12 protein-coding genes are annotated in these 13,662 nt (G+C 28.6%); all 12 read left to right on the top strand.

The window, feature by feature from the left end:
• Window positions 1-42 precede the first annotated feature (42 nt).
• The 12 genes from psyc5s11_RS17365 to psyc5s11_RS17310 all read left to right on the top strand — a co-directional run bounded on the left by psyc5s11_RS17365 (window position 43) and on the right by psyc5s11_RS17310 (window position 13,592).
• Window positions 43-795, top strand: a complete 753-nt coding sequence (locus tag psyc5s11_RS17365; protein ID WP_224038216.1) for an energy-coupling factor ABC transporter permease — start codon at window positions 43-45, stop codon at window positions 793-795.
• Window positions 795-1,118: an energy-coupling factor ABC transporter substrate-binding protein gene (locus tag psyc5s11_RS17360; RefSeq protein ID WP_224033741.1), complete on the top strand. Its 324-nt coding sequence runs from the start codon at window positions 795-797 to the stop codon at window positions 1,116-1,118. The genes psyc5s11_RS17365 and psyc5s11_RS17360 overlap by 1 nt, the downstream gene beginning before the upstream one ends.
• A gap of 440 nt (window positions 1,119-1,558) precedes the next feature.
• Window positions 1,559-3,850 carry a ribonucleoside-diphosphate reductase subunit alpha gene (locus tag psyc5s11_RS17355; RefSeq protein WP_224033740.1) on the top strand — a complete coding sequence of 764 codons (2,292 nt, stop codon included), beginning with the start codon at window positions 1,559-1,561 and terminating at the stop codon, window positions 3,848-3,850.
• Between the two features lie 143 nt (window positions 3,851-3,993).
• Window positions 3,994-5,022, top strand: a complete 1,029-nt coding sequence (locus psyc5s11_RS17350; RefSeq protein WP_224033739.1) for a ribonucleotide-diphosphate reductase subunit beta — start codon at window positions 3,994-3,996, stop codon at window positions 5,020-5,022.
• 66 nt (window positions 5,023-5,088) lie between these two features.
• Window positions 5,089-5,325 (top strand): ATP-binding cassette domain-containing protein, encoded by a 237-nt coding sequence (locus psyc5s11_RS17345; protein ID WP_224033738.1) that lies wholly within the window; start codon window positions 5,089-5,091, stop codon window positions 5,323-5,325.
• A 20-nt stretch (window positions 5,326-5,345) separates the two neighbouring features.
• Entirely contained in the window at window positions 5,346-6,263 is a 918-nt protein-coding gene (locus psyc5s11_RS17340) for a LysR family transcriptional regulator (RefSeq protein WP_224033737.1), read from the top strand.
• A 139-nt stretch (window positions 6,264-6,402) separates the two neighbouring features.
• On the top strand, window positions 6,403-7,539 hold the full coding sequence (locus psyc5s11_RS17335) for a 5-methyltetrahydropteroyltriglutamate--homocysteine S-methyltransferase (protein ID WP_224033736.1): 1,137 nt from the start codon (window positions 6,403-6,405) through the stop codon (window positions 7,537-7,539).
• An 83-nt stretch (window positions 7,540-7,622) separates the two neighbouring features.
• A complete protein-coding gene (locus tag psyc5s11_RS17330) occupies window positions 7,623-8,201 on the top strand; it encodes a protein kinase family protein (protein WP_224033735.1) in 579 nt (192 codons plus the stop codon).
• A gap of 520 nt (window positions 8,202-8,721) precedes the next feature.
• Entirely contained in the window at window positions 8,722-9,882 is a 1,161-nt protein-coding gene (locus tag psyc5s11_RS17325; protein WP_224033734.1) for a YibE/F family protein, read from the top strand.
• 3 nt (window positions 9,883-9,885) lie between these two features.
• Window positions 9,886-10,647, top strand: coding sequence for a YibE/F family protein (locus tag psyc5s11_RS17320; protein WP_224033733.1), 762 nt, complete (start codon window positions 9,886-9,888; stop codon window positions 10,645-10,647).
• A gap of 140 nt (window positions 10,648-10,787) precedes the next feature.
• Window positions 10,788-12,602 carry an LTA synthase family protein gene (locus psyc5s11_RS17315; RefSeq protein ID WP_224033732.1) on the top strand — a complete coding sequence of 605 codons (1,815 nt, stop codon included), beginning with the start codon at window positions 10,788-10,790 and terminating at the stop codon, window positions 12,600-12,602.
• A gap of 528 nt (window positions 12,603-13,130) precedes the next feature.
• Window positions 13,131-13,592, top strand: coding sequence for a spore coat protein (locus tag psyc5s11_RS17310; RefSeq protein WP_224033731.1), 462 nt, complete (start codon window positions 13,131-13,133; stop codon window positions 13,590-13,592).
• Window positions 13,593-13,662 lie beyond the last annotated feature (70 nt).

Genomic DNA, 13,662 nt, shown 5'->3' with positions numbered 1-13,662 from the left:
TTTTTGATGTCGTTCACATTAAAAACTATAGAGGAGGAAAAAATGAATCAAAAAGAAAAGAGAATTGTCGCACTTTGCGCAGCCTTTGCTTTAGTTTTCGGAGTAGCTCCGGCGGCAAACGCAATGCACATTATGGAAGGTTATCTTCCACCAAAATTCTGCATTATGTGGGGTGTTATATGCATTCCATTCGTAGTAGTAGGTTACTTATCAATTAAGAGAACGTTGTCCAAGCACCATAGAGCTATCACTATTCTTGCCATGGCAGGCGCATTTGTTTTCGTACTTTCATCTTTAAAGATTCCGTCAGTAACAGGAAGTTGCTCACATATGACTGGTACTGGACTTGGTGCAATATTATTTGGACCAAGCGCTGTCAGCATCCTAGGCATTATTGTACTGATTTTTCAAGCAATATTGCTTGCTCATGGGGGAATTACAACTCTTGGTGCTAATACGTTTTCTATGGCTATTGCAGGTCCCTTCGTTTCTTATGGAATTTATAAATTATGTAAGATGCTAAAAGTTAATAAACATGTAGGTATTTTCTTGGCAGCATCAATAGGTGATCTATTCACTTATTGTATAACTAGTGGTCAGCTTGCACTTGCATATCCGTCTGAGAATGGTGGTGCCCTTGCATCTGCAGTAAAGTTCCTTGCAGTATTTGCACCGACACAAATTCCACTAGCAATTATCGAAGGTATTCTAACTGTTGTCATCATTATTGGCCTTGAAACATATGCAAAATCTGAACTAACAGATCTTGGATTTATGAATGGAGGCGAAAATTGATGACAAAGACGAAAAAAACAGTCGTAAGTTTATTAATTATTGCTGCATTGATTGGCATTATTCCATTATTCGCATTAAAGGGTGCCCAGTTCGGTGGTTCTGATGATGCTGGAAGCAAAGTTGTTACCCAAATTACAGGTACTGAGTATAAACCTTGGTTTACACCTGTTATGGAAACTTGGATTGGTGGAGAATTACCTGGCGAGATAGAGAGCTTACTTTTCTGTGTACAAACAGGTATTGGAGTTGGTGTTATTGCTTTCTTCATGGGAAGATTTGTAGAGAGAAATAAAATAGAAAATCAGAAGAACAAAATAAAATAATATTTTTTCGTATGATTGAAATATAAAGAAAAAACGGTGATGCAAAAAGCAGCAGCGCCTAGCAAAAGCCTTGTCCAGTACTATACTGGACGGGCTTTTTTTATAAATACCCAGTAACGGTATATAATTTTAAAAACAAGATATAAGATTACTAAACTTTCATGGATTTTAAGTTAAAACTAAAATATATTATGCACATACAATATATAGTGATAAATTATGATATTTAAACAATATATAGTTATAATGTACATGAATTATGTTTTAATGTGATTGATTTATAATATAGTTCCTTATATAATAGTCTAATGGATACTACATAATAAATATTATTAGTAGAGTATAAAAATCATGAACTAATGTTTTTTACAGGGTCTCTAATTTACTATTTATTATAAGATATCTAAAAATTCAAATTTTAGAGAAAGTAAGGTTTAAAAATGGATATTAAAATAAGAAAGCGAAATGGAAAGTACGAGCCTCTTAAGGTGGAAAAAACTAAAAAGATGGTTAAGCTGGCCTGTGAAGGTATAGAAGGCTGTGATCCTATTGAATTAGAATTAGATTCAAGAATACAATTTAGAGATGGAATGACTACAAAGGAAATTCAAAGAACTCTTATTCAAACTGCTATTGAAAAGGTTATTCAAAGTAGTAATGTTGGCAATGGAAATACCATAAATAAAACTAATAGTAACTGGCAGTATGTGGCGGCAAGGCTTTTATCCTATGATTTATATAAAGAAGCGCAAATTAACAGAGACTATAGTAACTTTGGGTATGGGGATTATTATGAACTTGTTAAAAAAATGATAGGGATGAACCTGTATGGCACATATCTTATAGAAAATTATTCTGATAATGAAATAAAAGAATTAGGAAAATATATTGTTCCTGAAAGAGATGAATTATTTAATTATGAAGGATTAAAGTTATTAAATGATAGATACTTAATTAAAGGGTTTAGCGGAGAGATATTTGAACTTCCTCAAGAACGTTTTATGACTATAGCTATGCATTTAGCAATACCTGAGGGAGATAAAAAAGTTTTTTATGCAAAAAAGTTTTATGATATCTTAAGTAAACTAAAAGTTACAGTAGCTACGCCTACTTTAGGTAATGCAGGTACACCTTTATATCAGTTAAGTAGCTGCTTTATATCTGTTGTTGGTGATAATTTATGGTCAATTTATGATGTGAATCATAAGTTTGCACAAGTTTCAAAACATGGTGGAGCATTAGGTATTTACGCTGGTAAAATAAGAGCTTTAAATAGTGAAATAAGAGGGCATAAAAATGCATCTGGTGGTGTTATTCCATGGGTAAGACTATATAATGATACAGCAGTTGCAGTAGATCAATTAGGTAAAAGAAAAGGTGGAGCAACTGTAACGCTTGATATATGGCACAAAGACATTTTTGAGTTTCTTGATATTAGAACTAATAATGGCGATGATAGAAGAAAAGCTCATGATATTTTTCCTGCGGTAAGTATTCCAGATTTATTTATGGAAAGATTAGAAAAAAGAGAAAACTGGTCTCTTTTTGACCCTTATACAATTAAAAAGCTAATGGGATATTATATAGAAGATTGTTTTGATGATGTAGATAATGAAGAATTTACTAAGAAATATTTAGAATGTGAACAAAATAGCCTAATTCCAAGGGAGAGTGTGCCAGCACTTGATATTATGAAAAAAATAATGAAAAGTGCAGTAGAAACTGGGACTCCATTTATTTTCTTTAGAGATACTGTAAATAGAGCAAATCCTAATAAGCATGCAGGGATGATATACGCATCAAATCTGTGCCATGAGATAGCCCAAAATATGAGTGAAAGTGAGCTCATTGAAGAAGAAATAATCAATAAAAATGGGTTTGTAGAAGTTATTCAAAGGGTTAAGCCTGGTGATATGGTAACTTGTAATCTTAATTCAGTAAACTTAGGTAAAGTGAAAATAGATGAATTAAAGGAATGTATTCCTCTTCAAATAAGAATGTTAGATAATGTTATAACATTAAATAAACTTCCGGTACAAGAGGCTAGAATCACAAGTGACAAGTATAGAGCAATTGGACTAGGAACAAGTGGATATCATCACTTTCTTGCTAGTAATAAAATAAAATGGGAAAGTGATGAACATCTAAAAGTAGCAGATGAGCTTTTTGAAGAAGTTGCTTATAATGCAATAAAGGCTTCAATGGAAATTGCAAAGGAAAAAGGAAGTTATCCTGCATTTAAGGGCTCAGAATGGGAGACAGGAAAGTATTTTGAAAGAAGAGGTTACAATTCTGATAGATGGAAAAAGCTTCAGGAGGATATTAAAAAATATGGCATGAGAAATGGATATATAACTGCTATAGCACCTACAGGAAGTACTTCAAATATAGCAAATACCACTGCAGGAATAGACCCTGTGTTTAAAAAGTTTTTTGTTGAAGAAAAGAAGGGAAGTTTTACACCAAAAACAGCACCAGATTTAAATGATGAAAATTTTTGGTATTATAAAGAAGCACATACTATTGATCAACAGTGGAGTATTAAAGCCTGTGCTGTTAGACAAAGACATATAGATCAAGCTCAATCATTTAACTTATATATAACTCCAGAAGTAAAAGCTAAGGATATTTTAAATATGTATGTGGAAGCTTGGAAGCAGGGTGTTAAAACTATCTATTATGTAAGAAATATATCTTTAGAAATGGATGAATGTACAAGCTGTTCAAGCTAGAGGCAGTTTACAGTTAACAATTTACAGTTAACAATTTAGGAGGAAAAGCCTAAGGGCTTTTCTAAATTATATTTTTTGTTGAAATCCCTTTTGGGGATTTCAATCATAAGAAGAGTTATGTATAAGAAGGGGAGTTTAAGCCAATGATCAAAAAAATGATTTTTAACGAAAATGGTAAGCGTGGAACAGAATCAATGATAAATGGGAATACTACAAATTTAAGAGAATGGAATAGAATAAAATACGTCTGGGCAAGTGACTTTTATAGAACTATGCTAAATAATTTCTGGATACCAGAAGAAATATCCCTTAATGAAGATATAAAACAGTTTCCTAATTTAACGGATGGAGAGAGAAATGCTTTTGATAAGATTATTTCATTTTTAAATTTTCTTGATTCTGTGCAGAGTGAAAATTTACCTAATATATCTAGATACATAACTGCTGCAGAAGTATCGTCGCTTATAAATATTCAAACTTTTCAAGAAGAAATCCATGCACAAAGTTATTCATATATACTTGATACAGTAACAAATCCAATTACTAGAGACAAAATATATGATGAATGGAGAACGGATGAAAAGCTTCTTAAAAGGAATAAATTTATAGCGGGAATATATGAAGAATTTAATCAAAAACCTGAATTACATAACTTTTTAAGAGTTATAATGGCAAATTATATATTGGAAGGAATATATTTTTATTCAGGTTTTAGCTTTTTCTACACTTTAGCAAGACAAGGTAAAATGACTGCAACTAGTACAATTTTCAAATATATAAATAGGGATGAAATTACTCATCTAGTGCTTTTTCAAAATATCATAAAAGAACTTAAGAAAGAGAACACAGACATTTTTACAAACGTCTTAGAAGAAGAGCTTCGAGATATGATGAAAACAGGTGTAGAACATGAAATAGAGTGGGGACAGTATGTTACTAACAATGAAGTTTTAGGGCTAAATGATGAACTGATAGAAAAATATATTAAGCATATTTCAAATAATAGGCTTATAGCAATTGGATTAGAGCCGCTATATCCTGAAGTTACAGATCATCCAATGGAATGGATTGATAATTTCTCTAAGTTAAATAATACTAAAACTGATTTCTTTGAAGCAAAAGTGACTAATTATACAAAAGCTGCAGCCTTTGATTTTGATGATCTTGATTAAAGTTAGAGCTGAAAGAAATGATATTACATAGATGAACCGACTAACTATTTAGATATTAAGCATCAGTTGTCTTTATTAGAGTATCTAAAGAAAAGTGGAAAGACAATAATTATAGTTATTCATGATCTTCAGCTTGCAACACACTATTGTGATGAATTATATTTATTAAAAAACGGGCAAAATGTTGTAAATGGAAGTTCAAGCAAAGTATTAACTGAGGAGAATGTTAAAAAAGTATTTGAAGTTAGTGGTAATGTAGTTTTAAATGAAAAAGGAAAACCAGAATTTAAACTTAATATATAGGTTAGATTGGATGTGAAATTATGACTCTGCAACAATTAAAATATGCAGTTGAAATTGCTAGATGTGGATCTATCACAAAAGCAGCGGGACATCTTTTTATTAGTCAGCCAAGTCTTTCTACTGCAATTATGGAACTTGAAAATGAAATTGGAATTACTATTTTTAATAGAACTAATAAAGGCATTAAAGTTTCTACTCACGGTGCTGAATTTTTAGGTTATGCAAAGCAAGTAATTGAACAAGCTGAATTACTTGAAAGTCGCTATTCTAATAAAAAATCAGTAAAACAAAATTTTTCTGTATCTACTCAGCATTATGCTTTTGCAGTTAGTGCTTTTGTAAATCTTATAAAAGAATATAATTTGGATGAATATGAATTTACTTTGCGTGAAACAAAAACCTATGAAATTATAGAAGATGTGAAAAATCTTCGGAGTGAAATAGGAATTATTTATTTAAATGAATTTAATTCTAAAGTTCTTAATAAATTTTTAAGAGAAAATAATTTGGTTTTTACAGAATTATTCAAGGCAAATCCTCATATTTTTATTAGTTCTGAAAATCCACTTGCAAATAAAAAATATGTTACATTAAAAGAATTAGAGCCGTATCCATATCTTTCTTTTGAACAAGGTGAATATAATTCTTTTTATTTTTCAGAAGAAATTCAAAGCACTATTACACATAAAAAAAGTATTACGGTAAGTGATAGAGCAACATTATTTAATTTACTTATAGGATTAAATGGTTATACAATTTCAACTGGAGTTATAAGTCACGATTTAAATGGAAATAACATAATTTCTGTTCCTTTACAATTGAAAGAAAAAATTACTGTTGGATATATTATTCATGAAAATATATCTTTAAGTAAAATAGCTTTAGATTACGTTGAATTATTAAAAGAAACATTAATAGGAGAATTGAATCAGGCATAGTTTAAAACTATGTTTAGCCATATAATTTATGAATTATTTTATACATAGAAAAATGTATTATACTTGTCTTACTAAATTAAAAAATAACAAGTTTTAATTGTTATTTTTCAAAAAGTTGAGAATAAAAGGAGAGACAAGCATGATAGAATTTGAAAATGCAAGGAAAAGAGAAGTAACACCATTTAGATATGATATTGTTGGAAGTTTTCTTCGTCCAACAGCATTAAAAGAAGAAAGAGCAAAATTTGCAAAAGGAATAATTTCTAAAGAAGAATTGAAAAAAGTTGAAGATATTGAAATTACAAAACTAATTGAAAAGCAAAAAAGAGTTGGATTAAAAGTAATAACAGATGGAGAGTTCCGTCGTTCTTGGTGGCACCTTGATTTTATGTGGGGATTAAATGGTGTTGAAAAAGTAGAAATAGATAATGGATATAAGTTTAATGGCTTAGAGACAAGAGCAGAAACTGCAAGATTGTCAGGTAAAATCACTGGTGAAAATCATCCTTTTGTTGAGCATTTTAAATTTATTAACCAATTTGCACAGGAGAGAATTGTAGCAAGACAAACAATTCCTGCACCAGCTCAATTTTTAGCAGAATTACAACGTGCAGAAAATAAAGAAGATACTAATAAATTTTATAATAACATTAATGAGTTAATAAATGACATTGCAAAAGCTTATGAAACAGTAATAAAAGATTTATATGATGCTGGTTGCAGAAGTTTACAACTTGATGATTGTACATGGGGAATGTTCTGTGATAAAAAATACTGGGAAGCCCGTCAAGATGCTGGAGTTGATTTAAAAGAACTTGCAGAACTTTATGTAAAAGTTAATAATATGGCAATTTCAAAGCATCCAGATGATATGATTGTTACAACTCATGTCTGCAGGGGAAATTATCATTCAACTTTTGCAGCTTCTGGTGGATATGAGCCGATTGCAGAAATTCTATTTGCAAAAGAAAATGTAGATGGATTCTATCTTGAATTTGATACAGATAGGGCAGGTGATTTTTCACCACTTCGCTTCGTAGGTGCTGGAAAACAAGTTGTTTTAGGACTTATATCTTCAAAAATTGGAGAATTAGAAGATAAGACTGCTATAATTAATAGAATTAAAGAAGCTACTAAATATGTTGATATTAACAATATCTGCATTAGTCCACAATGTGGATTTGCATCTACTGAAGAAGGGAATATTCTTACAGAAGATGAGCAGTGGAATAAAATTCTTTTCCTTAAAGAAATTGCAGATGAAATTTGGGAATAATTTAATATTGCTTTTTAATTATTTAGTAGAATCTTAGTTTACATGTTCATATATTACTATAAGCAATATTATAAAGTGATGTTATGAGATACATTTTAGATATAAAAGAATGTAAACTATTGGGCAAAGGTGATGAAGGTAGCGTATACCTAACACCTGAAGGTTTTGCTTTAAAAATATTTTCTGATAAAAAAAACGCTAAAGATGAAACTGAAATTTTAGAAAAAGCTAAAGATAGTAGGTTCTTTCCAAATGTTATTTTTCTAGCGGATAATATGATGCTTAGAGAATATGTCTCTGGTGAAAATTTATATGAGTTTATAAATAATAATAGACTCTCTTATAATTTATCAATAGAAATTATTGAGTTTATTGAAGACTTTAAAAGGTTAAAATTTAAACGAATCAATATAAGAAATGCTCATATCTTTGTTAATGAAAATGAAAAAATACAAATTATTGACCCTCGAAAAACTTACATTAAAGAAACACCTTATCCTAAAGAGATTATTAGCATTCTTGTTAAATTAAATTTATTTGATGATTTTTTAAAAAATCTTATAAACTACAAACCAGAATTACTTAAATATTGGATTGATGGATACGAGTATTTTAAAAAGATGTCAAAAAAAACAATACGTATAAATATGTACGCATGTTAAAAATAAATAATTTTATCCACAACAAACTATCTGGTAAGCAACAGTTGCTTACCAGATAGTTTGTTAAACGTTCATATATATTACCACTATTAAATATTCTTAAGGCAGAAAATGTGAATGCAACTTTTTCTCTTATAGGACAATATATGGATAAAGATCAGGCAAACAAAGATTTAGTAAAAAGAGGACTGTAGAATTTGTAACAAGGCTCTTTTTTAGTTTGGAGGTGAGGTGATGAGTATGAAATAGTTATAATAACAACAATCCAATAAATTTCAGGTCATGAAAATATTGTGACAATGAATTTGTATACTAGAACCTCAGAAAAAGATATGGTTAATTGAAAATCAAATTCAATACTTTGAGAGTATTTAGTAAGTGATGTAAATTCTTCACTACTAAAAACAACTTTAGTTATTATTTTATTTGATTATATAAATTCAGAAGAGTATAATTTGAAGAAGTAAATTTTGTATTAAATGTAATAAGTAATCAGATTAGATAAGTGAGGATGAGGAAAATGGCTAGGAATTTCATAATTGAAAATATGCCAGAGTTTAAATCTATTGAAGCTAATAAATTTAGTAAAAAGAGATTAGCAATTTGGGCTGGGTTAATAATTATGTCTTTATTTAGTTTGTATTTTATTACTAACAATGAAGATATGTATAATAAACCAATAGCTAAAATAATTACAATAAATGAAGAAGAATCTAATAAAGAGACTACTGATGGGAAAATAGAACCAATTAAAAATCAAAAAATTCAAGCTATTATTATGAATGGTATTTATAAAGGAAAAACGGTTGAACTTAATAATTTGACATCATTTTCTCAGGTTAATGACTTGGATTTAAAAATAAATGATGAAGTTTTTTTATCAATTGAAGATAATGATAAACAAGAAATATCTTCTGCAAATATAATTGAATTTAAAAGAGATAAATATATTGTATACATAATAAATATTTTTGTTGCTTTAATTTTATTAATAGGAGGAGCTAAAGGTTTTAGATCACTCGCAAGTGTATTTGTTAATATTGTAATTGTATTTACTATAATTGAATTATTCACTAAAGGCTACGATTTAATGGCATTTTCTATAATAGCAAGTATAATTTTTATTGTTCTTTCTATACTGATAGTGTCTGGACGAAATAAGAAAAGCATTTCTGCTATAGTAGGTACCTTGATTGGTACTCTTGTATCAATGTTAATAGCAGGAATTGTTATAAAGTTAAATAATTGGAGTGGAATTCATTTTGAGGAGATGGAATTTCTTACCCATCCACCAGAAGAAATATTTTTCATTGAATTAATAATAGGTACATTAGGAGGAATAATGGATATAGCAATATCTATTTCTTCAGCCATAAAGGAATTATATGATAAAAATCCACATATTAAAAGAAAAGCTATCATTAAATCTTCAAGAGAAATTGGACAAGATATTATGGGAACAATGGCTAATACTTTGGTTTTTGCTTACATAAGTGGTAGTGTTCCAACTATATTACTTCTTTTAAGAAATGGAATGCCAATTACTAATATAATTAGTTTTAATCTTTCTATGGAATTTATGAGAGCAATCGTTGGAAGCATAGGAATTGTTTTAAGCATTCCTATTACAATGTACACTTCCATTTTAATTCTCAAAAATCAGAAGATTGGAGAAGCTTAATCTATGAACATTATATTAATACTATTAATTATATTATTAATTCTTATGACAGTTGTTGGTGGTACACGAGGGATACAATCATTTTTTACGTTGATTTTAAATTTCTTTACATTATTTTTTATGATTATTTTAATTGGTGCAAAAATTGATCCAATCAAAGTAACTTTCATTGGATCAATTTTTATAAGTTTTTTTAGCTTATTTTTTATTAATGGATTTAATAAAAAAACATTGTCATCGCTATTATCTGTTATAATAGTTATCTTGATAGTTATGTTTATAACATATGATATGGGAATAAATGCAAAAATACAAGGTTTCAGTAATGAACAAACAGATACAGTTGCATTCTATTCTCTATATGTTCAAATAAATTTTTCTAAAATAGTTATCTGCGAAATACTAATTGGATTATTAGGTGCAATTATTGATGTATCTATATCAATATCATCATCTATGAATGAAATCTATTTAAATAATTCATTCATGACTAAGCATGAATTATTTAAATCTGGTATGAATATTGGCAAAGATGTTTTAGGAACAATGACTAATACATTATTTTTTGCATATATAAGTGGATTTATGACTTTATTAATATATTTTAGTGAACTCAAATATTCTTTAGCAACTATTTTTAATGCAAAAGTATTTTGCTCACAAGTATTTCAATCTATGTGCTGTGGGATAGGGATTATTCTTATTATACCTATTACTGCTTTTATTACGTCAAAATTAATGCCTTTATCTAGAAAGTCAATTTAAATTCTTATATCTGATCAGATAAAGCAACAATATATATTAATATGTTATTGACAATGAATATAGAGACTCATATAATTGAAAATGAATTGCATTTACAGAATGTAATAAAACAAAAAAATAGGGATTAATGGAGAGTAAAGATGAAACAAAGATTAAAAAATATTATTAAACATAATTGGTTATTTATATTTATGGTAATAATGCTTCAACTTAAATCAATGACACTATTATCTATGCTTAGAACACCGAACTCATCAAGTATAAGCATAGGAAATATTTATTTTGGAATTCCTGTATTGTGGGCGCATGTAGTTATAATAATATTAATATGTAGTCCTATGTTTTTCTTTAAAGAAAAGGGAAGATTAAGAACGGCTCTAATAATAGATATTTTAGTTACAATTCTTTTTGTAGCAGATATATGGTATTATCGTGCCAATGGAACTTTCTTATCTATTAGACATTTAATACATAATGAAATATTTAATCCAGAAGGAAAAAACTTATTTAATCCTAGATTAGTAGATCTAGCATTTTTTATTGATTATATTATAGTTTTTTTAATTTATAAATTTATTAAAATAAAAGAATATGAAGGTAAAAAAGCACTACCTTTAAGAGTAATAAAAGCTATATCAGTCTTTTTATTAAGTGCATTGGCTATAGGCATGGGTCACTATTATGTAGATATTAAACAAATGGATCCAGGAAAAAATTTATTTAGATTATCTTGGGCTCCATTTCAAACCTTTAGTGATATGAGTCCCCTAGGATATCATGGATTCGATATTGATTTTTATGCAGATAAAAATAAAACTTTAACAAGTAATGAAAAAAATGATATAGAAAATTGGTTTAATGATAATAAAGAAAATATTCCAGATAATAAGTACAAGGGTATGCTTAAAGGAAAAAACCTAATTGCCGTGCAAGTAGAATCATTAGAGAATTTTGTTATAAACCAAAAAGTTTATGGACAAGAAATAACACCTAACTTAAATAAATTATTATCAAAAAGTTTATATTTTGATAATATATATGAACAAAATAATTCTGGTACAAGCTCAGATGCAGATTTATTGGTTAATACATCTATATTTCCAATAAGACAAGGCACAACTGTTTATTCTTATCCTTGGGATAAATATAATTCGTTGCAAAACTTACTAAACGGCAGCGGTTATACTACTATTTCTACTCATGCAGAGTTACCAGGTAGCTGGAATTGGGCAGAGTTCCATAAATCTTTTGGGGCAGATAAAATATTGGACATACAAATGTATAATCAAGATGAGATAATAGGACTTGGATTATCTGATGAATCTTATTTGAAACAGATAGCAGGAAAATTAAAAAATGAAAAGGAGCCTTTTTATGCATTTATGACTACATTAACTAGTCATGGACCTTTTGATATGCCAGAAAATAAGAAATATTTAAATCTACCAAAAGAACTTGATGAAAATATGCTAGGTGGATATTTTCAAAGTGTAAGATATACTGATGAAGCTATAGGAAAGTTTATAGGAGAATTAGAAAAAAATAATCAATTAGATAACACTGTTATTATGATTTATGGAGATCATTGTGGTGTTCATAAATTTTATGAAGATGATATAAAAAATTCTCCTCTAGACGGAGATTGGTGGAAAGATAATCATAAAAAGATACCATATATAATATACTCCAAAGATGTGCAGCCAGGAATAATATCAAAAGCTGGTGGTCAGTCAGATTTCTTGCCAACAATATCTTATTTACTTGGAATGGATAGAAATGAATTTGACAATAGTTCTATGGGAAGAGTATTAGTAAACACGGACAGAGATGCTACTATTATAAATTCTGGTGATATTATGGGTACCCCAAAGGACGAAAAGGAAGTTGATCATTTAAAAGATACATTTAAAATTGCTGATTCTATTATTGAAAAGAATTATTTTGGAAATAACTAAATATTAAAAAGTATTGAATAATTCAAAAATAGTTATTATTAGTTGAAAGAGAGGACACTAGAAAATAGTTATCCTCTCTTTTGTGTTGTATTAAAGAAAGTTATATGAATAAAAAATATTCATGGCAACTTTGGACTTGTTATTTATTTTCATGTGCCTAACAATTAGAAATTAATTATGAGTATAACTCACCGAAATTGAATAAATGTTTATTCCAGCGGACTAAGAAAATTTCGCTGGAAGCCACTAAGTGGCTTCAACAGCTTATTTTCTAATGCCGCTTTCACAAACATTTATCCAATTTCTCTGTTTTTGTATACTCCTAAGTATAGTAAATGTTGAATATAATACCAAGCATAAGTAAAATTTCAGTTGTAGGTATCTATATAAGTTGTAGAACAAAATAAAAGGAATGCTTTATTTATTGAATAATTAAGAACTATTAATAGCATTTTATAAAAAGTATTATTTACGAGGATAAAAAAGTAGAAGTTGCACAAAATAAAATTATAAAGGAGATGTTTTATAATGCAAATAACGTTAAGCCAAAAAGAAAGAATGTTACTAGAGGATCAAAAAAGTCATGAACAAATTTGTATCGAAAAGTATTCTAATTATGCAAATCAGGCGCAAGAAAATCAATTAAAACAAATATGCAAGGCTAATGAACAAGCGGAAAGAAATCATCTTGACACTATTAATCAATTGTTAAGTGGTAATATTCCTCAAATGAATCAAAAGCAAAATCAAAATGCTACGCAAAATATGAATACTACTGTGGCAGCAGTAAGTAATATATCTGATAAGGATATGTGTTCAGATTTATTAATGACAGAAAAATATGTTTCTGGGACTTACGATACCACAATTTTTGAATTTAGAGATACTCAAGTCCGTGATGTATTAAATCATATACAAAAGGAAGAGCAAAAACATGGAGAAGCTATATTTCAGTATATGGAGAGTAAGGGAATGTATAATGTTCAATAGTCATTAAAAAGTTTAGTGAAAGCACAAAAAGAGTATGCAATTAAAAAGCAAACATCTTTTTGTGCTTTTA

The sequence above is a fragment of the Clostridium gelidum genome (assembly GCF_019977655.1).
In the GTDB taxonomy this organism is placed as follows: Bacteria; Bacillota; Clostridia; order Clostridiales; family Clostridiaceae; genus Clostridium; species Clostridium gelidum.
This window is presented reverse-complemented; position numbering and strand designations above follow the sequence as displayed.

What these genes read in the sequence shown, in the direction of transcription:
- psyc5s11_RS17365 (WP_224038216.1), top strand. Translation starts at nt 43, where the DNA reads ATGAATCAAAAAGAAAAGAGAATTGTCGCACTTTGCGCAGCCTTTGCT.
- psyc5s11_RS17360 (WP_224033741.1), top strand. Translation starts at nt 795, where the DNA reads ATGACAAAGACGAAAAAAACAGTCGTAAGTTTATTAATTATTGCTGCA.
- psyc5s11_RS17355 (WP_224033740.1), top strand. Translation starts at nt 1,559, where the DNA reads ATGGATATTAAAATAAGAAAGCGAAATGGAAAGTACGAGCCTCTTAAG.
- psyc5s11_RS17350 (WP_224033739.1), top strand. Translation starts at nt 3,994, where the DNA reads ATGATCAAAAAAATGATTTTTAACGAAAATGGTAAGCGTGGAACAGAA.
- psyc5s11_RS17340 (WP_224033737.1), top strand. Translation starts at nt 5,346, where the DNA reads ATGACTCTGCAACAATTAAAATATGCAGTTGAAATTGCTAGATGTGGA.
- psyc5s11_RS17335 (WP_224033736.1), top strand. Translation starts at nt 6,403, where the DNA reads ATGATAGAATTTGAAAATGCAAGGAAAAGAGAAGTAACACCATTTAGA.
- psyc5s11_RS17330 (WP_224033735.1), top strand. Translation starts at nt 7,623, where the DNA reads ATGAGATACATTTTAGATATAAAAGAATGTAAACTATTGGGCAAAGGT.
- psyc5s11_RS17325 (WP_224033734.1), top strand. Translation starts at nt 8,722, where the DNA reads ATGGCTAGGAATTTCATAATTGAAAATATGCCAGAGTTTAAATCTATT.
- psyc5s11_RS17320 (WP_224033733.1), top strand. Translation starts at nt 9,886, where the DNA reads ATGAACATTATATTAATACTATTAATTATATTATTAATTCTTATGACA.
- psyc5s11_RS17315 (WP_224033732.1), top strand. Translation starts at nt 10,788, where the DNA reads ATGAAACAAAGATTAAAAAATATTATTAAACATAATTGGTTATTTATA.
- psyc5s11_RS17310 (WP_224033731.1), top strand. Translation starts at nt 13,131, where the DNA reads ATGCAAATAACGTTAAGCCAAAAAGAAAGAATGTTACTAGAGGATCAA.